This window comes from Acidimicrobiia bacterium, assembly GCA_029210695.1.
In the GTDB taxonomy this organism is placed as follows: Bacteria; Actinomycetota; Acidimicrobiia; order Spongiisociales; family JAHEDJ01; genus JAHEDJ01.
In genome coordinates, this window is sequence record JARGFH010000005.1 from 1 (window position 1) to 22283 (window position 22283).

The window sequence follows — 22283 nt, forward strand, 5'->3', positions numbered from 1 at the left end:
TCCAGTGTGACCGAAAACGACCTCGAACGCGAGCACCCCCGACCCACAACCACCAACTTTTTCGGCAGCCACCTAGAGTGAAGCCATGGACTTTGAACCGCTGGAATTCGACTCGACAGCTTTCGACACACCGGCTTTTGAACCGTCCGTCGACTTTGCGATCCTGGCGGACGCCGCCCAGGCGATCGCCGGCAAGCTCTTCTTGCTGGGCGGTGGTTGGGATACCTTGCGTGTGAGCACCTTCCCGGCCAGGCACCACACGATGGCGATCGGCCTTCGTGTCCGCATCCCGTGGACGTGGACAGGACGACCGATGACCCTCTCGATCGACCTCCAGGATGAGGATGGGGGCAGCCTCTTCACGTCCGGTCCGCTTCGTCACGGATTCGAGGTCGGACGACCGCCCGGTGCTCCCGAAGGCAGCGACATCGGGTTGGTGCGCGCCTTCACGTTCAATCATGTGCCGTTCCCGAGTGCAGGCGGATATGCGTTCGCTATCTCGCTCAACGATGTCGAGGTCGATCGGCTTCGTTTCAACGTGTTCCAGCACACGCGACCGGCCGAGTAGCCGGCATGATCCGGCTGCCGATGTTCCCGCTGGGGGGAGTGCATTTCCCGTTCTCCGTCATTCCCCTGCGGGTGTTCGAACCTCGTTATCTCCAACTTCTCGACGATCTGACGACCTCCGACGGTCGATTCGGAGTCGTCCTCATCGAACGGGGCTTCGAAGTCGGTGGTGGGGATGTCCGTTTCAACGTCGGGACCCTCGCAGAGGTCAGGGCCGTCTCGGATCTCGAGGAAGGGCACAAGGCGGTGCTGTCGGCGGGCCTGCAACGGATTCGCATCGATCACTGGTTGCCGGACGATCCGTATCCGGTGGCGGAGGTGGAACTCATCGAGGAACAACCGGCGGGTGAACACGGACTCGATCTCCTCGTGGAGGCGACGCGAGCCATGCACAGGTTGCTGGCGGTTGCGTCCGAACTCGGGGCAGACACGGGCAACTTCGCTCCCAACATGGGCGATGACCCGGTGGTTGGCAGCTACTACCTGGCGCAGATGATCCCGATCGGGTCGCTCGATGCTCAGCGACTGCTCGAAGCAGACGTACCCGAGGTCCGTCTGCAGCGGATCATTGAACATCTCGACGATGAGATCGAACTCATCCGACTCCGGCTTGCTGAGGGATGATCAGGGCGGTCGTTTTCGACCTCGGCGGCGTGGTTCTCGACTCTCCATTCGACGTGATCCGCGCCACCGAACGCCGGCACGGACTCGAGTCCGGGTTCTTCAATCGGGTTGCCTCCCGACCGAACGGAGCCTGGGCACTGCACGAAACGGGAACCCTTGATCGACGTGGGTTCGTTGCCGGGTTCGAGGAGGAATGCCGGTCGGGCGGTGCCGCCATCGACGCCAACCGCCTTCTCGATGAGATCGAGGCGTACGCCAGACCCCGGCCGCAGATGCTGGCGGCGATGGCCCGACTGAAGGAGGCCGGCTATCTGGTGGCAGCCCTGACAAACAACTGGGATTCACCTGCGGCCGGTTGGGAGGGACCGGCTCTGCACGACGCTTTCGACGTCTTCGTGGAGTCCTGGGTCGAGGGGGTTCGGAAGCCGGACCCGGCCATCTATCTCCGCCTGCTCGAGAGGCTGGCGGTCGAAGCAGGGGAGTGCGTGTTCCTCGACGACATCGGCCAGAACCTCAAAACGGCCCGCAATCTCGGCCTGGCCACCATCAAAGTGACCGACCCCGACCAGGCCCTATCAGAGTTGGGCGCCATGCTCGGATTTGATTTCTAGCCCTCCCGGCGTTTCTCCCCCGCTTCGGCGGCCTATTGCCTATGGCCCTATTGCCTATGGCCTATTGCCATTTGCCTATCGCACTTGGCCAATTGCCAATTGCCAATTGCCAATCGCTTCCTACCGATCCCCGAACGCGTAGAAGAACCCGTCCCGGCTGCCGACGTAGATCCGGCCGTCCCAGACGGTCGGGGTGCTCTCGATGCAACCACCGCCGTGCGTCATCTCCCACACCTGGAAGGGACTCCGCGGGTCGGCCAACGAGTAGGCCCGCAGCCCTCCGCCCGCATCGCAGTTGACGGCGGTCAAAAGGTGGCCGTCCACGACCAGCGGCGAGGACCAGGCGTGGAAGCCGATTTCGTCGCTCCACACGACCTCGCCGGTGTCGGCGTCGATGGCAAGAAGATCCCCGGGATGCGTGGCGACGTACAAGACTCCGTCACCCAGCGCCGGGGTTGCCCAGGCGCCGCCGTCTGACACCGAGTTGAGCGGGGGCACGGCCACACTCCAGACGAGCGGATCGTCCGGGCGTGACGGGTCGAGTTTCATGATCTGACCCACTTCGGTTGCCCGGGGGAGATACCGTTCGAGTTCGGCGGCGATATAGAGCATCCCGTCTGCGTCGATGACCGGGGAGGCGTCGATGTCGTCGCCCGCCCAGAAGTCGAACACGATGGGCGCTTCACCCGACTCGACGTTGGTGATATCGAGGCCGACCACCCGACCGCCCGAGTTCGTGAAGTACAGGCGCCCGTCGAGGATCGCCACGGAACTCTCGATCGACGCATTCCGGTCGCCGGTGGAGCGGATCAAATCACTGTTCCAGCCCTCGACCTTGACGAGGATGTCCGGGGCCACCTGCACCAGACCTTCCGCGTCGTAGGAACGGTTGAGCTTCGTCGCGAACAGGATGCCGTTTTCCCCGCCCTCGAACATGATGTCCTCGACGATTGATGGGTTGCCGTCCCAGTCGTTGTTCCAGATGCCCGGGTGATCGGCCGAGTCGATCGCCCACAACTCGACAGGCTGCGGCCGATCGAGCGCCACGGCTCGCAGTTTGTTGTCGCGGGACCCGAAGTAGAGGAGCGGGTAGCCGTCCGGGTCGATCGTCACGGATCCCTTGATCAGGTCGCCGACGCCGAAGTCCGGCCGGGTGCGCTCTCCGGTGGCGGCGTCCACGAAGTGAACCGCCTTGTCATACGCCCCGAAAACGACCTCGGTGACCCCGTCCGGGCGGACCCACACGGCCGGCTGGCCGGTCCACCCGGTGCCACACCATTGCGTGACTTCTCCACCGACCGACGACGAACCGCACATCGCCTGGTCCGGGAAGCGCCATATGCGCTCCGGGTCGTCGGGGAGTTCCCCCGGCCCGTACCAGGTCCGGGACGGGTTTCCCCTGAACTGGAGCACACCAACGGTGGATCCCCACGCCGCTCCCACCGTTCGCCGGTCGACGAAGCGACCAAGCGGCAGCGTTGTGGTGGTAGTCGTGGCGGGGGGTTGGGTCGTCGTCACGGCAGGAGGCAATGTGGTGGCCGCCGGCGCCAGAGCGGGTTGGGCTGTAACCGGGTCGGCGCCGGAGAAGGCGATCAAATAGAGGCCGGTGAGTACCGCACCTCCGGCCAGGGAGAGGAAGAAGACAGCGAGCAGGCGACGCATCCCCGGCAGTTTATGGCGAAAGTCATCCTGTGTGTGCATGTGGAAGACGGTGCGGGCGGTGGCGGCAGCCCTAGCCTGATGGACCGTGGCGGATACGTTTGAACGCTTGACCACTTCGTCGCCGGTTCGCTTCTGGCGGAGGTTCGCGTCCGCCGGTCCCGGCGTGCTGGCTGCGGCTGTGGCCTTCAACCTCTTCTTCGCGCTGGTTCCGGCAACGATCCCGCTGGTTGTGGCCGCCTCGTTCTTCGGTCGTAATCAGGAGGCGCAGGCCCAGACGGTCGATTTCCTCGAGCAGGTCCTGCCGTCGAGCAGCGCCGCCTCAATTGCCGATGCCCTCTCCAAGGCCTGGGATTCGGTCGAAGGCACAAAAGGTCTCGTGGTGGCGATCAGCCTCTTGATCTCGATCTGGGCCGGATCGCGCGGCGTGAACACGATCATGCGGGTTTTGACCCGGATCGAAGGCATGGAGGACAGCCGGTCGTGGTTCAAACGTCGTCTGGTTGCGATCGCGCTCACCCTGGGCGCCGGCGGCATGCTTCTCTTGACCGGTGTGCTCATCGTTGCCGGTGCCGCCATCGCTGAATGGATGGCGCACCTCACCGATCTCGAATGGCCGGTCACGCTCTGGGAACTGCTGTCGGTGCCGGTCGGCATTCTGGCGCTCTTCTCGTTCCTCACAGCTCTCTATCGGTGGGGACCGCCGCAACGCCTCCCGGGGTTCTGGATTGCGGCACTGGTGGGCACCCTCAGCACGATCAGCGTGACGCTCGGGTTCCGCTTGTATGTCGAGACCTCGGGAGGGCTCAGCGCCACTTTCATCGCCTTCACCACTGTGGCCGTGCTCCTCCTCTGGCTGTTCTTGATGGCCTACGTCATCATCCTGTCGGCGGCCATCGGCGCCTCTGCCTCGCGCGGACTCGCCTCCCGGCGCGTCAACGGCGCCAACGGTGGCGGGGAAATCTCGCTCGGACTCGAAACGATGGAGCAGGAGATCGCCCGTTAGCGACGCGGCCGCCGGGGGCTAAAGCTATTGGACCCCTCGCCGATACCAGTCACGTTGGGTGGCATGTAACACTTTGGGTGGTAGTGCGACCTACCAAGTGAGTGAAATAAGGAGTGGATGGATGCGGCGGAGAACGACCACCCTCGTGGTAGTGGGCCTGGTGCTTGCCCTATTTGTGTTGCCGGCGGCGGCACAGGAACTGTTTGTTGAGGCGAGCCCCTCGCTGGAAGATGCCTCTGATGCGGCAACGTATGAGCTCACCTACAACTATGACCCGGATTCTCACGTGGTGTTCTACGGCATCGGTGAGATTCCCGGCGACGGAGACGAGACACCCCCACTGGACTGCACTCTCCCGGAGGGCGTGACGGTCGAGGTCGACGAAGAGACCGGTGACGTCACCTATGGTGTCGAAGGCGAAGAAGAGCCTTATGTGCTTTCGGAAGGCTGTCGCGCCGTTTTGATCGAAGGCCCGAACGGCCAGGTCAATCACGGCCAGTTCGTGTCGAATATGGTGGACGACCTCAAGGCCGAATACGACAAGGACACCTACGGTCCCTTCGGTCAATGGGTCAGCCAGTTCGCTCACGACAAGGACATCGGCAAGGGTGACTTGAAGGTCTGGGCGAACGACGACGATGAACTCGCCGAGTTCGAGGTTGCCGAACTCGGTGACGACGAGTCCGACGGTGTCAAGCCCGTGAAGTCGAACCGGGGTTCTGAGAAGTCGAACAACGGCAAAGGCAAGAACAAGTAGTCAGGTTCGGAACGGGTCGGGTGGTTTTCCACTCGACCCGTTTGCTTAACAATTACCGGCGAGTAGGGTTACGGCTCGCCTCGGCACGCCCGAGGCTTTTCCTATCCGGGACACCCCAATGAAACCCAACCGTATACACGCGTTCGCACTCATAGTCGGCCTCACGGTCGCCACGTTCGCTCTGCCCGCTCAGGCGGCCGAGGACGAGTTCACCCTTGTCTTCCCTCAGCCGAGCGAGGCGACCGAGTTCGTCAACAGTTGGGGCAATGCCCGGTCGGGCGGCCGTCAGCACAAGGGCACAGATCTCCTCGCTCCGCAGATGACTCCGGTGGTGGCCGCTGCCGACGGAATCGTCAAGAAGTTCGGCAACGGTCCCCGCTCCGGGTACTACATCGTGATCAGCCACCGCGACGGCTATGAGACCTGGTACATGCACATGAACAACGACACTCCCGGCACCGACGACGGTCGGGGCGCTCCCGAATACACCTACGTTGCCGCCCTCGAAGTTGGCGATTCCGTGGAAGCCGGCCAACTGCTCGGCTTTGTAGGTGATAGCGGGAACGCGGAGGGATCGACCCACCACACCCACTTCGAACTGCACCTCAACGGGCGGGCGATCAACCCCTTTCCGTTCTTGAAGGCAGCCTGGGAGCGGTGGGAACTCGAACAACTCATCGAGCGCGGGGAAGTCCCGTTCAGCTGATCAGGGGAGTGTTTCGAGTTCGTTGAGGCGGACTACCTCGGCGGCGGTCTCTTTATCCTCAGCGCTCACCACGGCCACCTCAGAGATGGTCGCTTCCACCGGTGGTTCCGGCATGGCCGGCGAACCGACCCAGATCAAACGGTGAATCCTCGCCGCCTGCACGGCCTCCATCCAGGCCACCGCCACGTCGCCCGGGGTGCCGGCGAATGCTCGTTCCCGATCGTCTCCTGCCGATTCGGCAACGAGCACTGCGGTGAAACACTCGAGCGCAGCCATCTCGACGTGGGATCCGTCTGACACATCTCCGATCGCCACCTTGCATCCTCTTCTGCGTAGCTCCTCGCCTGCCTGCGGGTCTGTGATGAAGGCGCGCACTTCTCCACCCGCTCCGGCGAGTCTCCCGACGATCTCGGCCCCAATCGGGGTGTCGGCTCCAACAACAATTACTGGCACGATGCGAAACTATCACGAATGCGTTTCTGTCGGTGGGGGAGCGCCGTCGCCGGCCCCGGTGGTCGACTATTCCGGAAATCACGATCACTGCTACCATTACACCTATCCGGATAGTGCTAATTAGAGGTGACCAATGGCCACTGTCGAACTTGATCTCGGTGCCTACCAGCTTGGATGGCACGACTCTGAAGATGGATACGTCTTCAAGCCTCGCAAGGGGCTGAACGAAGACATCATCCGTGATATGTCCAAGATGAAGAAGGAACCGGGCTGGATGCTCGATTTCCGCCTCAAGGCGTACAAGCGGTTCCTTAGCCGCCCGATTCCTACCTGGGGTGGCGGCGGTGCGCTCAACGACATCGACTTCGACGACATCTACTACTACATCAAGCCGACCGAAGGTCAGTCCAAAGACTGGGACATGGTCCCCGAGGAGATCAAGGCCACCTATGAGAAGCTCGGCATCCCGGAAGCCGAGCGCAAGTACCTGGCCGGTGTGACCGCCCAGTACGAGAGCGAAGTCGTCTACCACCGCAACCGCGACGACCTCGAGAAGCTCGGCGTGCTGTTCACCGATATGGACACCGCAGTTCGCGAGTACCCGGAGATCGTCAAGGAGTACTTCGGGACGATCATCCCGCCGAACGACAACAAGTTCGCTGCTCTCAACTCGGCCGTCTGGTCAGGTGGCTCGTTCATCTACGTGCCGCCCGGGGTGCATCTCGATCAACCGCTCCAGGCGTATTTCCGGATCAACTCCGAGAACATGGGTCAGTTCGAGCGGACGCTGATCATCGTCGATGAAGATGCCTACGTGCACTACGTCGAGGGATGCTCTGCTCCGATCTGGTCGACCGACTCGCTCCACTCGGCTGTGGTCGAGATCGTGGTCAAGCGGGGCGGCCGGTGCCGTTATTCGACCATCCAGAACTGGTCGAACAACGTCTACAACCTGGTCACCAAGCGGGCCGCGGCCTATGCCGACGCCACGATGGAGTGGGTCGACGGCAACCTCGGGTCGAAGCTCACCATGAAGTACCCGGCCGTCTGGCTGATGGAACCGGGCGCCCATGGCGAGGTGCTCTCGATCGCCTTCGCCGGCGAAGGTCAGCACCAGGATGCCGGCGCCAAGATGGTCCACGCCGCTTCGAACACGACCTCGACGATCATCTCGAAGTCGATCTGCAAGGACGGCGGCCGGGCCGGTTATCGGGGTCTCGTGCGAGTTGAGCCGGGCGCCAAAGGTGTGAAGTCCTTCGTCCGCTGCGACGCCCTCATCCTCGACGCCGACTCCCGTTCGGATACCTATCCGTATATGGAGATCGAGGAATCCGACGCAGAGATCGGCCACGAGGCCACCGTCTCCAAGGTCGGTGAAGAGCAGATGTTCTACCTGATGAGTCGCGGCCTCTCAGAAGAGGAGGCGACCTCGATGATCGTCGCCGGCTTCATCGAGCCGATCGTCAAGGAACTCCCAATGGAGTACGCGGTCGAGATGAACCGCCTCATCGAACTCAACATGATCGAAGCCGGGGCCGTCGGCTAGGCGCTGTTTTCGCGTTCTTCCCCCACTGGTGTGGGGGAAGTGCCCCGGAGGGGCGATGGGGGCTTCTTGGGGTGGCGGGTTGTGCCCCCTCCGTCCTGCGGCATTAGCTGCTGGCGACCTCCCCCGACTTCGTCGGTGGAGGAACGCGATTACGCGATGGGGGCGACTGCGTCGGTGGAGGGACGCGTTGGTGGCTCAGAAGCGGAAGTGTTTGATTGCTTCGCCTTGTGTGGCGATTTCCGTCATCGCTTCGATGCCTAGGTCGAGATGGATGTCCGCCCAGTCGCGAGTGACGGCCGCGTCGCTCTTCTCCGTTTTGACGCCTTCGGGGCTGATCGGCACGTCCGAAACGAGGAGCAAGGCTCCCCGGGCGATCTCGTTGTGGTGGCCGACGATGAAAATCGTGGCCGTTTCCATATCGATGGCCAGCGCCGTCAAACCCTTCAAACGTTCGACGAAGGCTTCGTCGTGTTCCCAGACTCGACGATTGGATGTGTATACGACGCCGGTCCGGTAGTCGAGACCGCGGGCGACGATCTTCTCAGACACGAACTTGTGGAGTTTGAACGACGGGAGAGCAGGCACCTCGGGAGGGAAGTAGTCGTTGCTCGTGCCCTCACCCCGAATGGCTGCAATCGGCAGAACGAAATGGCCGATCTCGGTTGACGCTTTGAGGCCACCGCACTTCCCCAGAAACAGGACGCCCTTCGGGTCGACGGCCACCAGGAGATCCATGATCGTCGCCGCGTTGGCGGTGCCGATTCCGAAATTGATGATCGTCAAGCCCTCGTCGTTGGTAGCAGCCTGCATGTAGTGGCCCTCGCCGCGGATGGGACAGCCGCACCTTTCGGCAAACCGCTCCAGGTAGTCGCTGAAGTTCGTGAGCAGGATGTAATCACCAAACTCCTCGATCTGCATTCCGGTGTAGCGGGGGAGCCAATTGCGGGTGATGTCGAGTTTGTCCATGAGGCGAGGCTACCGCCTCACAGTTCAGAGTTCCGCGTTCTGGGCCCGGACGTTACGAACGGCCCCGGCCGCTGATCAGACCGAGGACCGCCACGAAGAGGGCGGCACCGATCACCGACCAGATAACCGGGAAGTCACGGATGGTCCACAACAACGGCAGATCGAGTTGTTGGGCGAGCCATCGACCGAGCAGCGCCCCCACAAAGCCGAGCGCCAGCGAAGGAAGGCAACCGAGACCTTTGCGTCCGGCCAGCGAGGCACCGACCGATCCGGCCAGCGAGGCGATGATGAGCAGGACAAGGAGTTCGAACACAAGAGGAGGCTACCCATCTCGCCGCTGCCACGAACCCGTTCTGCTACTGGTTGGTGTAGCCGACCAGGAACGAGATGACCGCTCCACCGGCCAGCGCCCAGATAGCCGAGTAGTCACCGATGGCCAGGTAGCGGGGGACGCCTTCCAAAGCGGAAAGGATCACGGTGGTGACGAGCCCGCCGATGATTCCTATCAGAATCGAGCCGGCCACCGTTGCCCGGCGACCGGACAACATGCCGCCGGCCAAACCTCCGAATCCGGCGATGCCGCCGACAATGAGCAGTGCGTTGATGGTCGTGGTTTCAATCACGGCGCTTACAGTAACGACTCGAGCTCAAATGATGATGACGGGTGTCGCAGTTTGGCCAGGGCGCGGCCTTCGATCTGACGGACGCGCTCGCGGGTCAGGTCGAACATCCGCCCCACGTCGGAGAGCGTGCGCGGCTCACCGCCGTCGAGTCCGAACCGCAGGGCGATGATTCGCTGCTCTTCGGGGTCCAGGACTTCGAGAGCGCGGGCGACGTGGCGCTGGCGGAGTACTTCGGCCGCATGCCGGAAGGGATCGGGCATCCGTTCGTCTTCGACGAAATCGTGGAGTTCGGCGTCGCCCTCCTCGCCGACCGGCCGGTCGAGGGACACGGTGTCGGATGGGGCGGACAGGGCGGCTTTCACCCGTTCGACGTCGAGTCCGCTGACTTCGGCGATTTCCTCCAGAGTCGGTGGGCGTCGGAGTTCGTCGGTGAGGTTCTGACTGGCCTCCTGCACGGAACGGACGACGTCGACCATGTGGACCGGGAGGCGGATCGTCCTGGCCTGGTTGCCCAGACCCCTGGTGATCGCCTGGCGGATCCACCAGGTGGCGTAAGTGGAGAACTTGAATCCCTTTCGCCAGTCGAACTTCTCGACCGCACGGATGAGACCGAGGTTGCCTTCCTGAATCAGGTCCAGCAGATCCAATCCGCGCCCTGCGTAGCGTTTGGCGATCGAGATCACCAGCCGCAGATTGGCCCTGATGAACTCCATCTTGGCTTCTTCGCCGTCGTGGACCAGGCGGTACAGGGTCGCCCGCTGTTCGGGGGTCAGATCGTCGGCGGCCTCGAGTCGGCGCTGTGCCTTGCGGCCGGACTCCATAGCCCTGGCCAGGGCGACTTCATCGTCGGCCGTCAACAGCGTATGTGACGAAACCCTCTCCAGGTAGATACCTACCGTGTCGGCAATAGAAGCCCCGTCACGATGTCGCTTACTCACGTCGCTCAATTCCCCCTGACTCCATAAGAGCCCGCGCTCGCCAACGTATCACCGGTGTGCGCCGCGCGCAATGGGGTTTCTTACCATATTCGATGTGACGGTCGACCCAGTACGCTCCGGCCATGATCAGGACGGTGTCCGCCTTGCTGCTCGTCGGATCGCTGGTGCTCGGTGGATGTGTCACATTGCAGCCAGAACCAGCCTCCACGACCTCTTCGCCGGCGACAATTACGACCACTACCACGCCCCCGACGACGACCTCTGTGGCGGAGCAACCGGTCACCCGGCTCCGCGTCGTCGACCCCGCCGCCCGGCCCATTCCCGGGGCACGGGTTGGCGACCGGGGAACGACCGGCATCGACGGCTACCTCGAACTCGAGACGCCGGCCGGCGGATTCGCCGTGGCGGCCGACGGCTACCTGGCCCGCCTGGTGCCCGAATGGCTCCCCGGCGACATGGAGGTAGTGCTCGAACCGATCATCGTGGCTGGGGTGGCCCGCTCACCGGCCGGTGAGACGTTGGGCGGTGTGGCGGTGACCCTGGACGATCGGGAGACGATCACCGATGAGTCCGGCCGGTTCGAGTTCATCGCCGCCCCGGCCGGGACGATCCGGCTGTATGCCCCCGGCCTAGCGCGGGCGGAGATCGAATGGGCGGGCCACGACACCTGGGTCCCCGTGACCTTGGAGCGCCTCCTCGTCCGGGCGTTGCATGTGAGCGGATGGGCGATGGGCAGCCCCGACCGCAGGCAGCACCTCCTCGACCTGGCCACGGCAACCGAGATCAACGCGCTGGTGGTGGACCTCAAGGACGAGTCCGGGCGGGTCTTCTATCCGAGCACCGTTCCTCTGGCCGGGCGCCTGGGTGCAGTTGGAAACGAATACACCCTCGAGGAAGTGGTGAACACGGCGGCTGACCTTCACCTGTATTTGATCGGACGGATCGTCACGTTCCAGGATCCGATTGCAGGGAGGGCCGTCCCCGAAATGGCCGTGTGGGACACCACAGCCGGGGCACCGTTCGAGAGGAAGGGCCAGTACTTCCTCGATCCCACCGACCCCGACGCCAGGCAGTATGCCCTCGATCTGGCCGTCGAGGCGTGCGCGGCGGGGTTCGATGAGGTTCAGTTCGACTACGTGCGCTATCCGGCCGGGTTTGACAGCTCGGCGGTGTTCGACGGGGGAGCGGACGCCCGGCAACGACCCATCGTCATTCGGGACTTCCTGGCCGAGGCTTCCGCGCTCCTGCACCCGGCCGGCTGCACGGTCGCCGCCGACATCTTCGGGTTCATCACCTCAACGAAGGGAGACGGCGGGATCGGGCAGCAACTCGAAGAACTCGCCGGCGTAGTCGATGTGCTGTCGCCGATGCTGTATCCGAGCCACTATTCGGAAGGGTGGTTCGGATTCGACGTTCCGAACGATCATCCCGGTCCGGTGGTGGCCCGCGGACTGGACGACGGGATCAACCGGCTCGATTCCCCTGTGATTCTGCGCCCGTGGATTCAGGACTTCTCATACGACGCGGAACAGGTGCGCGCCGAGATCGAGGCGGCCGAGGAGCGAGGCCTGGGCTGGATGCTGTGGAACGCGGCCAGCCGGTTCACAGAGGATGCCCTCCTCCCGGCGACGGGCGAGTAGCGAAGCGGATTGGGCCGATCGCCGGAGGAGTAGCGCGCTGACGGGCGCCGGCCTCAGTACCCCAAACCCCGTGACGGTTTGGCCCGGAATGCGCTTGAAAGCGTGCCCCGTCCGAACGGACCGAGAGACTGCCCGTTGGCGGCGTAGTGGTAGAGGGCCGTCTGGAAGATGGCGTTGAGGGCGGCGAGCACCACGGACACCGCCACCAGCCACAACACCCCGACCAGGATGGCGACGCCGAGGGCGATGCCACTGCCCGTCACCACACCCAGGACGATGAGCAGGATGGCCGGGATCGCCAGCAGGAAACCGAGAAGCCCGAAGCCGAACTGAGCGGCGACGTTTTCTCCCCAGGTCCGCTTGAACAGTTCGGCGGAACGCTTGACGGCGTCGCCGACGGTCAATCCCTCGACAACGAAGATGGGGATCACCAGGAAGGTCACGAGCGTCCAGGCGAGCCCGGCGAGGCCTGCTGCGATCCGGCCCAGAATTCCGCCGCGTTGTTCGATGGTGCGCAGGATGATCGAGACGGTTGCCGAGATCAGCGCCCAGGGGAGGATCCGCCCGAGCAACCGGTTGGCGCCCGATAGTGCGCTGCCGATGGTCGGATCTTCACCTCGTAGGCGTTCGTCGGCGGCCGAAACCAGGGCGGTGTTGAAATAGATGGTCACGAAGGCGAGGGCCACATACATGACGAACATGACCACGTAGCCGATCGCGCCGGGTTCCTCACCGATGAAGAACATGGGGACCACGAAGGTGGCGGCGACGATGGCGCTGGCGATGAACGACAGAACCGGTAACGCCATGAGCTCCTTGTCGGCCTTGAGTACTTCCCAGGATTGCTTGGCAAGGTTGATCGTGCTGCTTATGCGTCCCATAGCGGTCCAGTATCGGCGCTTTGGGTCGTCGGTCAAAGCACCGACGCCTGCTGACTACGCTCGGCGGCGTGTCAGGTCTCGATGAGCTCAGTACCGGCGTCGCCGCTTGCCGGAAGTGCGCCCGGCTCGTCGAGTGGCGTGAGCGGGTCGCAGTCGAGAAACGGGCGGCCTTTCGGGATGAGGACTACTGGGGACGGCCGGTTCCCGGCTTTGGAGATCCGGGTGCCCGGCTGCTGGTGGTTGGTTTGGCGCCCGCCGCCCACGGGGCGAACCGCACGGGGCGGATGTTTACGGGGGATCGGTCCGGCGATTGGCTCTTCGCCGCGTTGCACCGGGCCGGGTTCGCCTCACAACCCGAGTCGGTATCGCGAGACGATGGTCTGGTCCTGATGGACGCCTTCGTAACGGCCATCGCCCGCTGCGCCCCTCCGGCCAACAAACCGACCGGCGAAGAACTGACCCTGTGCCGGCCGTGGCTGGAGGCGGAACTCGACCTCCTGGACCGGGTGCAGGTGGTGGTCCCGCTGGGCGGACTGGCCTTCAATCAGATGCTGCGGATCTACTCCGACAGGGGAGTGGCGGTGCCGAAACCCCGTCCGAAGTTCGGCCACGGGGTAGCCGTCGAACTGGGGCCCGGTGGTCCGGTCCTTCTGGCCAGCTATCACCCGAGCCAGCAAAACACTTTCACCGGCCGCCTCACCGAGCAGATGCTCGACGCGGTGTTCGAACGAGCAAGGAGCCTTCTGCACTAGGTCGCAGGGAGGAGGCGCGACCCCTGTCACCCATACCGAGAGCCTCCGGCAGTTAATTCGCCCTATCTCCGTAGTGCTAATACCATGACCTTACCGCGTTTCCAGGAGATCCTCACTGTGCGACCCCTCGACCACACAACCGTTGAACGTGCTGCTGAGACGGCGCCTTCGTGGCTGGCAGACCTCCGTCAGACCGGCTTCGACTACTTCGAGAAGCTCTCGATGCCGACCGGCGCCGAAGAGGAGTGGCGATACGTCGACCTCGATTTCCAGCTGACGGATTTTGGTCTGCCGGATGTTGCAGGGATGTCCCTCGCAGCCGACTCCGACCTCTCCAGCTTGACCGAATACGCCGGGATAGCCCGGATCGTCGACGGCTTCGTCGTCGACGCCTACTGCGACACGCCCGGAGTCACCGTCTCCAAACTCGCCGGCCAGATCGACGACGGCGACCCGGTTCTCCGGGATTCTCTCGGCCGGATGATCCCACCCGACCTCGACATCTTTGCTGCCGCTCACCGGGCCTTCGCCACCGACGGCCTCGTCCTACACGTCGGCCGCGGGGTGGTGGTCGAACAGCCGATCGTCGTCGACATGCAAGTGACCCAGGCGGAGTCCGTCTCGTTCCCGCATCTAAGCGTCGTGCTCGACACCAACGCCGAAGTCTCGGTGATCGTCATCATGCGCTCACCCGACGGGCAGCGCTCCGTCGTCGTTCCTCAACTCGAACTGGCGGTAGGTGATGGTGCCCGGCTGAAGCTCGTCACCTCGCAGCACTGGGGCGACGCCACGACAGCCATCGCCCAACAGCGGATGGTGCTGGGCCGCGACTCGACCGGACGCCTCGGCGAGGTCGGCCTCGGCGGCCAACTCGGGCGGCTCGATCTCAATGTAGATCTCGTGGGTGATGGATCGAGTTCGGAACTCGTCGGCCTCTACTTCGGAGACGGCGAGCAAGTATTCGACTACCGGGTCGTGGTCAACCATCACGGCAAGAACACCCGCTCCGACGTGTTCCTCAAAGGCGCGGTCGAGGACCAGGCCGAGTCGGTGTTCTCGGGTCTGCTGAAGATCTGGCCCGACGCCACCCGCACCTCCACGTTCGAGACGAACCGCAACCTGGTGCTCTCCGACGGAGCCAAGGCCCACTCGGTGCCCAACCTCGAAATCCTTTGTGATGACGTGATCTGTGGTCACGGCTCCTCCGTCGGCCCGCTCGAAGAAGAGCACATGTACTACCTGATGAGCAGGGGGCTGTCGCACGAGCGAGCCCAGCGCGTGCTGATTCGAGGGTTCTTCGACGAGATGATTCAGCGTCTTCCGGTCTCCGGTCTGGAGGAGCCCGTCCGGGCGGCGGTCACCGCCAAGTTCATCACCGCCCAGCTGGAAGGCCGGCTGTGATGGACGAGTGGGTACGGATCGCCCAACTTGACCAACTGCCCGACGGGAGGGGAGTTCGGGTCGACGCCTTCGGGCACCGCATCGCCCTGTTCCGCCTGGGTGAGGCGGTCTACGCCCTCGCCGACCGGTGCAGCCATGCCGAGGCTTCGCTGTCTGAGGGTGAGGTATTCGAAGACGAGATCGAATGTCCACGACACGGGGCAACGTTCAACCTCGCCACGGGCGAGGCTCTCACCCTGCCGGCCACCAAACCGCAACAGAAGTACGACGTGAAGATCGCAGACGGCGACGTCTTTCTCGCCCTCCAGGAGGCATCGTGAGCAAGTTGGCCCTCGACATCAACAACCTGGCAGCCTCGGTGGGAGCCATCGAGATCCTCAAGGGAGTCGACCTGGAAGTCCCGTTCGGCGAGGTCCACGCCATCATGGGACCCAACGGTTCCGGAAAGTCGACCCTCTGCCATGTGCTGACGGGTCGGGCGGACTACACCGTGTCCGGTGAGGCATCCATCGACGGCGAGTCGTTGCTCGACAAGTCGATCGAAGAGCGTTCCCGCATGGGACTGATGCAGGCATTCCAATATCCGATCGAGGTGCCCGGCGTCGGTCTCGCCGAGTTCATGCGAGAGGCCGGCGAGGAACGCGGCTGGTCCGCCGATCAGATCGAGGCGAAGATCGCAGAAGCCGGCGAACAGTACGACATGGACCGGTTCCTCAACCGTTCCGTCAACAACGACCTGTCCGGTGGCGAGAAGAAGCGGTCCGAGATCTTCCAGATGGCGGTGCTCGACCCCAAGGTGGCGGTGCTCGACGAGATCGACTCCGGCCTGGATATCGACGCGGTCCGGGAGGTTGCCGAAGGCATCGAACGGATGCGCGGGCCCGAGGTCGGCGTGCTGATGATCACCCACTACAGCCGGATTCTGCGATACGTGACCCCCGACCGGATTCACGTCATGATGAACGGCCGGATCGTCGAGTCCGGTGGACCCGAACTGTCTGCTCGCCTCGAGGACGAAGGGTACGAGGGGATCCGGGATCGCCTGGGGATCGAAGCCCCGGCCGCCGGAGCGGCTGAGAAGCGCCCGTCCGACTTCTTCACCGACACACCGTTCGATTAGTCGCGGGTCGCGGGTCGCGGGTCCTGGGGTTGCGGGTCCTGGGGTTGCGGGAAACCGGGCGCCCCAATGGCGTCTTCCACCAGCGCAAGCTGGGGGAGGTGGCCTGCCGCGGTTGCGGCAGGGCGGAGGGGGCCGTCCTCGATTTCTCTAGTCTGCGGTCGTGCCTCCGCTGAAACTTTCTTTGCGCACCTGGGGCTCCGGCCCCAAGCAAGCGCTGCTCATTCACGGGATGTCCTCGAACGCGGCCGGGTGGTGGCGGGTCGGGCCGGCGCTGGCCGAACGGGGCTACACGGTGACAACCCCCGACCTCCGCGGCCATGGGCGCAGTCCCGCCGACGCCGACTATTCGCTCGCCGCCTATACGGCAGACATCCTGGAACTCGGCGACCGGTGGGATCTCATCCTCGGGCATTCACTCGGTGGCGCGGTTGCCGTGTGTGCACTCATAGCTCGACCCGACCTGGCGCCGGCCCTGGTCCTGGAAGACCCGGCCGTCGCCATCCCGGATCCCGACCTCGCCATCCGTGACCTGCTCGCTTCGTATGTGCCTCCGATTTCCCCTGAAGAAGTGGGGAGACGCAATCCGACCTGGCACCAGGAGGACTGCCGGATCAAGGCGGCGGCGGTCATTGAGTCGAGGCCCGTCATGGTCGAGGAGACGATCCGCCAGAACACCCCCTGGAATCTGGTCGAGCAGGTGGCTGCCCTGCCGGTCCCGACTCTGCTGCTCGGTGCCGACATCGAACCGGTGGTACCGGCCGGATTCGGCAACGATCTGGCTGCAATGAGTCCCAACCTGCGGTTCGAGCACATCCCGGGCAGCTCGCATTCGATGCACCGTGACGAGTTCGAGGTGTTTCTCAACCGGGTGGGGGCGTTCCTCGATCAGCAGGCGTAGCCACCGTCGAGGCGAGGTTCTGGGGGCGATCCGGCCTAGCATCGCCCCATGAGTGCACGTACCGACCGCCACGAGCAGTGGCTCACAGAACTGACTGCCCTGCCGACGGTTGCCGGCCATGAGGACCGCGTGGTGGAGTGGATCGAGCGCTGGGCAGGGCGGCGCAATGATGTTCGGATGACGCGAGACGGCGGCGGCAATGTGATCTTGCGGTCCGGTATCCGCACCCGCAAGACGCCGGTCGTGTTGACCGCCCACATCGACCATCCCGGGTTCGTGGTCACTGCGGTCGACCGATCACGGCGCGTCGGCGTCGAGTTCCGGGGCGGTGTCCACGCCCCCTACTTCGAAGATGCACGGGTCGACCTGTTCGACGCGGACGACCGGGTCCATCGCGGAACGGTGACCGGTTTCGATCACAAGACGTCCACCGGGTCCATCCGGCTGGATCGAAGGTCGGGCAACCTGGCGCCCGGGGACATTGGACGCTGGGCGTTGTCGTCGAGGTCTCTCGGGGTCCGCAAGGAGCGGTTGTATGCGCCTGCTTGCGACGACCTGGCAGGCGTGGCCGCGGTCGTTTCCGCATTCGACACCCTGCGCAAGACCGCCCCGCAGGTGCGAGTGCTGCTCACCCGGGCAGAAGAAGTCGGGTTCATCGGGGCGATCGCGGCGTGCAAAGCGGGCACGATTCCGGAACAGGCCGACGTAATCGTCGTCGAGAACTCGCGGGCGTTCCCCAGATATCCGGTCGGGAACGGGCCGGTGGTCCGGGTCGGGGACGCCTCCACCGTCTTTGACCGTGAGCTGACGAACCAGCTGACCCGGCTCGTGCGGTCGTACGCGGAGCAGCATGAAGGCTTCCGATGGCAGCGGAAGCTGATGGATGGTGGTTCCTGTGAGGCGACCGCCTTCGGCGCCTACGGCTACCAGGCGAGCTCGTTGAGTTTGCCGCTCGGCAACTATCACAACATGGTTGACATCGACGGCGTGCTCGCCGGCGGCCGGCCGGCCCGAGTCGACGCCGAGTACGTGTCGCTCGACGACTATCACGGGCTGGTTGATCTGCTGGTCGAAGTTGCCCCCCGCCTCGGAGAGGCCGGGGAGTCTGTGCTTCAAGAGCGCCTCGACGGCCGGTTCGAGGCAGAACGCGCCGTCCTCGGCTGACAACCTGGTTTCTCCGCAATACTGTGGTCGCTGGTGGTCCACCGCATTGCGCAGAAACCAGAGGGACTTTTCTCCGCAATACTGTGGTTGCTGGTGGTCCATTGCATTGCGGAGAAACCAGGATGCCTGCGATCGTGTTTGATCGGATCTCGTTGGACCGTGGGGGTGTGTTCGCGCTCAACGGTGTTTCCCTGGAGATCGAAGACGGTGAGCTGCTCACGGTGGTCGGACCTTCGGGGAGCGGGAAGACCGCCTTGCTCCGTATCATCGCCGGACTGGAGCAGCCCACCGGCGGGCGATTGCTGTTCGACGGAACCGACATGATCGGGGTGGAACCTCTCAATCGTGACGTGGCGATGGTCTTCCAGGAGCATGCGCTGTACTCGCACAAGACCGCGGAAGCCAACCTTGCCTTCCCCCTCGAGGTCCACCATGTCCACGAACCGGAACGGACGTCGCGGGTAGCGAAGATGGCGACGGCAATGCGCCTGGCGCGGATCCTCGACCGCCTGCCCAGGACCCTGTCGGTCGGCCAGCGGAACGCGGTGGCGACCGGACGGGCGCTGGTCAGGGACCCGGCCATCCTCTTGCTCGACGAGCCGCTCTCCAACTTCGACGCCCGGGGCCGTTTGCATGCCCGGGTCGAGATCCGGCAGCGGCACGATCAGTCCGGGGCGACAACGGTCTACGCCACCAACGATCAGGCAGAGGCCATGGCCCTCGGCGATCGCGTCGTCGTGTTGAACCGCGGAATGGTGCAGCAGATCGGTCCACCGGAACTCATCTACGGGGCGCCGGCCAACCTGTTCGTCGCCCGGTTTGTCGGGACACCACCGATGAACGCGATGACCGGCCTCTTCGAGGCCGCCTACCCCGACTTCCGGTGGACTTCCGGCGACGACCGTCTCGTGATCCCCACCCGGTTGGTCGAGTCCCGCCCCCGACTGCGCGAGTTCACGGGACGCCGGGTAGTGATCGGGATACGCTCACAGCACCTCCATCCGACGGTCGCCGCGCCTTCCGGCACGTGGCTGCGCGGCACCTGCTTGGGGATCGAGGACCACGGCAGCGACCGGTTCGCCTATATCGAACTCGGCAGCGGTCAAATGGTTGCGAGAATCGGTGAGCAGGTGCTTGGCATCGGGACCCCAACCGAACTGACGGTCGACTTCGAACACCTCCACTTCTTCGACCCTGAGACCGGGGCGGCGGTCTAGACCCAGTTTTCTGCGCAATGCTGTGGTCGCTGGTGGTCCATTGCATTGCGGAGAAACCAGAAGGATTTTTCTCGGCAATGCTGTGGCGCGTGGCAATACATTGCATTGCCGAGAAAACTGGGGAGTTGTGACTTTTGGCCCGCACAACTCGGCCGGCGTCGACCTACGCTGGAACGTAACTGTCAACAGGAGGAACGGGCGTGGAATATCGCACCGAACGTGACTCGATGGGCGAGGTCCAGGTACCGATCAACGCCCTCTACGGAGCTTCGACGCAACGAGCAGTAGACAACTTCCCGATCTCGGGCTTGACCGTTGGGCGGCGCCTGATCTGGGCATTCGGGCTGATGAAAGGGGCCGTTGCGGCCGTCTCAGGGCCGGACGGGCACGTCGACGTCGCCACCGCCAAGGCGATCGAGGCGGCGGCCGAACAGGTGATGTCGGGCGTGCTCGACGACCAGTTCCCGGTGGACGTGTTCCAGACCGGTTCCGGCACCTCGACGAATACGAACGCCAACGAGGTCATCGCCACCAAAGCATCCGAGATCCTGGGCGGCGAGGCCGGATCCAAACTGGTCCACCCGAACGACCATGTGAACTTCGGCCAGTCGTCGAACGATACGTTCCCGACGGCGATGCACCTCGCCGCCGTCGAGGCGCTTCGCACGGGTCTCCTGCCTTCCCTCGATCGGCTGGCCACCTCGCTCGAAGCCAAGGCCGTCGAGTTCGCCGAGGTAGTGAAGTCGGGCCGCACCCACCTGATGGATGCGGTGCCGGTCACCCTCGGCCAGGAGTTCTCCGGGTGGGCCGCCCAGATGCGCAAGGCGGCCGAGCGGGTCGAAAAGGTGCTGCCGGAACTCGCCGAACTGCCTCTCGGCGGGACGGCCGTCGGCACCGGCATCAACTGCCCGGAGGGATTCGCCGGCAAAGTGATCGCGGTTATGGCGGAGAAGACGGGTTTTCCGTTCGTCGAGGCCGCCAACCACTTCGAAGCACAAGCTGCCAAGGATGCCGTGGTCAATACCTCGGGCGTACTCAAGACGATCGCCCAGTCGCTGTTCAAGGTGGTCAACGACCTGCGCTGGTTGTCTTCCGGTCCCGTGACCGGCATTGCGGAGATCAAGCTTCCGGCTTTGCAGCCCGGATCGTCGATCATGCCGGCCAAGGTCAATCCGGTCATCCCGGAAGCGGCGATGATGGTCGCCGCCCAGGTGATCGGTAACGATGTGGCCATCACGTGGGGCGGCGCCAACGGCAACTTCGAATTGAACGTGATGATGCCGGTGATGGCCCGCAACCTGCTCGAGTCGATCGATCTGCTGGCGGCGGTGACGGGTGTGCTGGCGGAGAAGTGCATCGACGGCATCGAAGCCGACGCAGCCCGCGCCCAGATGCTCCTCGAGAAGAACGTGATCGTGGTCACGGCCCTCAACCCCCATATCGGGTACGACAACGGCTCGGCGGCGGCCAAGGAAGCCTTCGCCACCGGCCGGACGGTCCGGGAGGTCGTGCTCGAGAAGGGCCTGATGTCTGAGGAGGACCTCGACGCAGCCCTCGATCTCAAGAAGATGACGCAGGGCGGCGTCCACTGAGCTGAAACCCGGCGGAAGGGGCCCTGAGGTCCGGCGTTCCGGCGCCGGACCTCTCGTTGTCCGGCCTTGCCAACGCCGATGAGCGATTCGCCCCGGTCCGTCGCGTAGGCTCATCGCATGCCATCCATCGCACCCGTCAAGTGGAACCCGCCGCCCCGCACGCCGTTCGAGGGGGCTTTCGCCACCAACGACAAACTGGCCCAAGTCGAGTTGTGGCCGACCCCGGCCGCCGGGCCTGAAGATATCGCCTTCGATTCGGCCGGCAACGTCTACACCGGGACCGTCGACGGGTCCGTGCTGCGGTTCGCCTCAGGCGGTGGTGAGCCGCACCTGCTCTTCAACACCGGGGGCCGCCCGCTCGGTCTCGAGATGGATGCCGACGACCGGCTGATCGTCTGCGACGCCTACAAAGGACTGCTGCGCTGGTCGGGCGGGGATCCCGAAGTCCTGGTCGATTCGTACGAGGGTGAGCGGTTCCTCTTCACGAACAACGCCACGATCGGCTCCGACGGGACGATCTACTTCACGGTGACGAGCAGGCGATTTGACCTCGCCAGCTACAAACTCGACCTCATGGAGCATTCGGGCACCGGCCGTCTCTTCGCCTACCGGCCGGACGGCCACGTCGAACAGCTTCTCGACGGCCTCCAGTTCGCCAACGGTGTGGCCCTCCCCACCGACGAGTCGTACCTGGTGTTCGCAGAGACCGGCCTCTACCGGATGAGCAAACTCTGGCTGACCGGCGAGCGGAAGGGCCACACCGAGGTGCTCATCGACAACCTGCCGGGGTTTCCCGACAATCTCACCCACCACGACGGTGTGTTCTGGGTGGCCATTGTGAGCCCGCGCGACAAGGTGGTGGACCTGCTGGCTCGCAGTCCGCTCATGGCGAAGCTGGCCGCCCGGCTGCCCGACTCATTGCAGCCGGCGCCCAGCCGCCATGCAGCCGTGTTCGGCGTCGACGAGGCGGGCCGGGTGGTTCACAATCTCCAGGACCCGGACGGCCGGTACGCCGTGATCACCACGGCGCGGGTGCACGGTGGCCATCTCTACCTGAGCAGCTTGCACGATTCGGCCATCGCCAGGCTCGAACTCTGACGGCAGACAAAGCCTCGATCTTCCAACGTTTCGCCGCCGGGCTTCATGCAGTACGATCTGCCGT

At 64.2% G+C, this 22283-nt stretch carries 24 protein-coding genes; 17 read left to right on the forward strand and 7 right to left on the reverse strand.

Annotated elements, in window-relative coordinates; all coding sequences use genetic code 11:
• The first annotated feature begins 85 nt into the window (after positions 1 to 85).
• The 3 genes from P1T08_02460 to P1T08_02470 are packed head-to-tail and all read left to right on the forward strand — an operon-like array spanning position 86 to position 1802.
• Complete coding sequence (locus tag P1T08_02460) at positions 86 to 568, forward strand: hypothetical protein (protein ID MDF1594951.1); 483 nt, start codon at positions 86 to 88, stop codon at positions 566 to 568.
• Between the two features lie 5 nt (positions 569 to 573).
• Complete coding sequence (locus P1T08_02465; GenBank protein ID MDF1594952.1) at positions 574 to 1191, forward strand: LON peptidase substrate-binding domain-containing protein; 618 nt, start codon at positions 574 to 576, stop codon at positions 1189 to 1191.
• Positions 1188 to 1802, forward strand: a complete 615-nt coding sequence (locus P1T08_02470) for an HAD family phosphatase (GenBank protein ID MDF1594953.1) — start codon at positions 1188 to 1190, stop codon at positions 1800 to 1802. The genes P1T08_02465 and P1T08_02470 overlap by 4 nt, the downstream gene beginning before the upstream one ends.
• A gap of 120 nt (positions 1803 to 1922) precedes the next feature.
• Here the strand turns inward: P1T08_02470 and P1T08_02475 are convergent, their stop codons facing one another.
• The gene (locus P1T08_02475; protein MDF1594954.1) at positions 1923 to 3464 is read right to left on the reverse strand and encodes a PQQ-binding-like beta-propeller repeat protein; all 1542 of its coding nucleotides are present in this window, start codon (positions 3462 to 3464) and stop codon (positions 1923 to 1925) included.
• An 85-nt stretch (positions 3465 to 3549) separates the two neighbouring features.
• On the opposite strand from P1T08_02475, the gene P1T08_02480 reads away from it, so the two are divergent.
• The 3 genes from P1T08_02480 (at position 3550) to P1T08_02490 (ending at position 5930) form a co-directional block, all read left to right on the forward strand.
• Positions 3550 to 4467 carry a YihY/virulence factor BrkB family protein gene (locus tag P1T08_02480; GenBank protein ID MDF1594955.1) on the forward strand — a complete coding sequence of 306 codons (918 nt, stop codon included), beginning with the start codon at positions 3550 to 3552 and terminating at the stop codon, positions 4465 to 4467.
• Positions 4468 to 4588: 121 nt separating this feature from the next.
• Complete coding sequence (locus P1T08_02485) at positions 4589 to 5224, forward strand: hypothetical protein (GenBank protein MDF1594956.1); 636 nt, start codon at positions 4589 to 4591, stop codon at positions 5222 to 5224.
• Positions 5225 to 5342: 118 nt separating this feature from the next.
• A complete protein-coding gene (locus tag P1T08_02490) occupies positions 5343 to 5930 on the forward strand; it encodes a M23 family metallopeptidase (protein ID MDF1594957.1) in 588 nt (195 codons plus the stop codon).
• Here P1T08_02490 and P1T08_02495 read toward each other — a convergent pair whose 3' ends face one another.
• Entirely contained in the window at positions 5931 to 6383 is a 453-nt protein-coding gene (locus P1T08_02495; GenBank protein ID MDF1594958.1) for an NAD(P)H-binding protein, read from the reverse strand. It lies immediately after the preceding gene.
• A gap of 133 nt (positions 6384 to 6516) precedes the next feature.
• On the opposite strand from P1T08_02495, the gene sufB reads away from it, so the two are divergent.
• Positions 6517 to 7929 carry a Fe-S cluster assembly protein SufB gene (sufB, locus tag P1T08_02500; protein ID MDF1594959.1) on the forward strand — a complete coding sequence of 471 codons (1413 nt, stop codon included), beginning with the start codon at positions 6517 to 6519 and terminating at the stop codon, positions 7927 to 7929.
• Positions 7930 to 8124: 195 nt separating this feature from the next.
• On the opposite strand, the gene P1T08_02505 is transcribed toward sufB, so the two are convergent.
• The 4 genes from P1T08_02505 to P1T08_02520 are packed head-to-tail and all read right to left on the reverse strand — an operon-like array spanning position 8125 to position 10456.
• Positions 8125 to 8895 carry an AMP nucleosidase gene (locus P1T08_02505; GenBank protein ID MDF1594960.1) on the reverse strand — a complete coding sequence of 257 codons (771 nt, stop codon included), beginning with the start codon at positions 8893 to 8895 and terminating at the stop codon, positions 8125 to 8127.
• Positions 8896 to 8947: 52 nt separating this feature from the next.
• Positions 8948 to 9208, reverse strand: coding sequence for a GlsB/YeaQ/YmgE family stress response membrane protein (locus P1T08_02510; protein MDF1594961.1), 261 nt, complete (start codon positions 9206 to 9208; stop codon positions 8948 to 8950).
• A 43-nt stretch (positions 9209 to 9251) separates the two neighbouring features.
• Entirely contained in the window at positions 9252 to 9518 is a 267-nt protein-coding gene (locus P1T08_02515; GenBank protein ID MDF1594962.1) for a hypothetical protein, read from the reverse strand.
• A 5-nt stretch (positions 9519 to 9523) separates the two neighbouring features.
• Positions 9524 to 10456: a sigma-70 family RNA polymerase sigma factor gene (locus tag P1T08_02520; protein ID MDF1594963.1), complete on the reverse strand. Its 933-nt coding sequence runs from the start codon at positions 10454 to 10456 to the stop codon at positions 9524 to 9526.
• 122 nt (positions 10457 to 10578) lie between these two features.
• Between P1T08_02520 and P1T08_02525 the strand changes: the two genes are divergently transcribed.
• Positions 10579 to 12096: a putative glycoside hydrolase gene (locus P1T08_02525; protein ID MDF1594964.1), complete on the forward strand. Its 1518-nt coding sequence runs from the start codon at positions 10579 to 10581 to the stop codon at positions 12094 to 12096.
• A 53-nt stretch (positions 12097 to 12149) separates the two neighbouring features.
• On the opposite strand, the gene P1T08_02530 is transcribed toward P1T08_02525, so the two are convergent.
• Positions 12150 to 12977 (reverse strand): DUF6159 family protein, encoded by an 828-nt coding sequence (locus P1T08_02530; GenBank protein ID MDF1594965.1) that lies wholly within the window; start codon positions 12975 to 12977, stop codon positions 12150 to 12152.
• 68 nt (positions 12978 to 13045) lie between these two features.
• Between P1T08_02530 and P1T08_02535 the strand changes: the two genes are divergently transcribed.
• From P1T08_02535 to P1T08_02575, 9 genes are all read left to right on the forward strand, one after another.
• Entirely contained in the window at positions 13046 to 13729 is a 684-nt protein-coding gene (locus tag P1T08_02535) for a uracil-DNA glycosylase (protein ID MDF1594966.1), read from the forward strand.
• Positions 13730 to 13813: 84 nt separating this feature from the next.
• Entirely contained in the window at positions 13814 to 15130 is a 1317-nt protein-coding gene (gene sufD / locus P1T08_02540) for a Fe-S cluster assembly protein SufD (GenBank protein ID MDF1594967.1), read from the forward strand.
• Positions 15130 to 15450 carry a non-heme iron oxygenase ferredoxin subunit gene (locus P1T08_02545; protein MDF1594968.1) on the forward strand — a complete coding sequence of 107 codons (321 nt, stop codon included), beginning with the start codon at positions 15130 to 15132 and terminating at the stop codon, positions 15448 to 15450. The genes sufD and P1T08_02545 overlap by 1 nt, the downstream gene beginning before the upstream one ends.
• A gap of 5 nt (positions 15451 to 15455) precedes the next feature.
• Positions 15456 to 16250: a Fe-S cluster assembly ATPase SufC gene (gene sufC, locus P1T08_02550; GenBank protein ID MDF1594969.1), complete on the forward strand. Its 795-nt coding sequence runs from the start codon at positions 15456 to 15458 to the stop codon at positions 16248 to 16250.
• Positions 16251 to 16410: 160 nt separating this feature from the next.
• On the forward strand, positions 16411 to 17148 hold the full coding sequence (locus P1T08_02555; protein MDF1594970.1) for an alpha/beta hydrolase: 738 nt from the start codon (positions 16411 to 16413) through the stop codon (positions 17146 to 17148).
• A 48-nt stretch (positions 17149 to 17196) separates the two neighbouring features.
• Positions 17197 to 18312 carry a hypothetical protein gene (locus P1T08_02560; GenBank protein MDF1594971.1) on the forward strand — a complete coding sequence of 372 codons (1116 nt, stop codon included), beginning with the start codon at positions 17197 to 17199 and terminating at the stop codon, positions 18310 to 18312.
• A 122-nt stretch (positions 18313 to 18434) separates the two neighbouring features.
• Positions 18435 to 19529 carry an ABC transporter ATP-binding protein gene (locus P1T08_02565; protein ID MDF1594972.1) on the forward strand — a complete coding sequence of 365 codons (1095 nt, stop codon included), beginning with the start codon at positions 18435 to 18437 and terminating at the stop codon, positions 19527 to 19529.
• 179 nt (positions 19530 to 19708) lie between these two features.
• Positions 19709 to 21121, forward strand: a complete 1413-nt coding sequence (locus P1T08_02570; GenBank protein ID MDF1594973.1) for a class II fumarate hydratase — start codon at positions 19709 to 19711, stop codon at positions 21119 to 21121.
• Between the two features lie 117 nt (positions 21122 to 21238).
• Entirely contained in the window at positions 21239 to 22219 is a 981-nt protein-coding gene (locus P1T08_02575) for an SMP-30/gluconolactonase/LRE family protein (GenBank protein ID MDF1594974.1), read from the forward strand.
• The last annotated feature ends 64 nt before the right edge of the window (positions 22220 to 22283 follow it).

Coding starts and splice junctions, on each gene's coding strand:
- P1T08_02460 (MDF1594951.1), top strand. CDS start 86: ATGGACTTTGAACCGCTGGAATTCGACTCGACAGCTTTCGACACACCG.
- P1T08_02465 (MDF1594952.1), top strand. CDS start 574: ATGATCCGGCTGCCGATGTTCCCGCTGGGGGGAGTGCATTTCCCGTTC.
- P1T08_02470 (MDF1594953.1), top strand. CDS start 1,188: ATGATCAGGGCGGTCGTTTTCGACCTCGGCGGCGTGGTTCTCGACTCT.
- P1T08_02475 (MDF1594954.1), bottom strand. CDS start 3,464: ATGCGTCGCCTGCTCGCTGTCTTCTTCCTCTCCCTGGCCGGAGGTGCG.
- P1T08_02485 (MDF1594956.1), top strand. CDS start 4,589: ATGCGGCGGAGAACGACCACCCTCGTGGTAGTGGGCCTGGTGCTTGCC.
- P1T08_02490 (MDF1594957.1), top strand. CDS start 5,343: ATGAAACCCAACCGTATACACGCGTTCGCACTCATAGTCGGCCTCACG.
- sufB (MDF1594959.1), top strand. CDS start 6,517: ATGGCCACTGTCGAACTTGATCTCGGTGCCTACCAGCTTGGATGGCAC.
- P1T08_02505 (MDF1594960.1), bottom strand. CDS start 8,895: ATGGACAAACTCGACATCACCCGCAATTGGCTCCCCCGCTACACCGGA.
- P1T08_02525 (MDF1594964.1), top strand. CDS start 10,579: ATGATCAGGACGGTGTCCGCCTTGCTGCTCGTCGGATCGCTGGTGCTC.
- P1T08_02530 (MDF1594965.1), bottom strand. CDS start 12,977: ATGGGACGCATAAGCAGCACGATCAACCTTGCCAAGCAATCCTGGGAA.
- sufD (MDF1594967.1), top strand. CDS start 13,814: ATGACCTTACCGCGTTTCCAGGAGATCCTCACTGTGCGACCCCTCGAC.
- P1T08_02545 (MDF1594968.1), top strand. CDS start 15,130: ATGGACGAGTGGGTACGGATCGCCCAACTTGACCAACTGCCCGACGGG.
- P1T08_02560 (MDF1594971.1), top strand. CDS start 17,197: ATGAGTGCACGTACCGACCGCCACGAGCAGTGGCTCACAGAACTGACT.
- P1T08_02565 (MDF1594972.1), top strand. CDS start 18,435: ATGCCTGCGATCGTGTTTGATCGGATCTCGTTGGACCGTGGGGGTGTG.
- P1T08_02575 (MDF1594974.1), top strand. CDS start 21,239: ATGCCATCCATCGCACCCGTCAAGTGGAACCCGCCGCCCCGCACGCCG.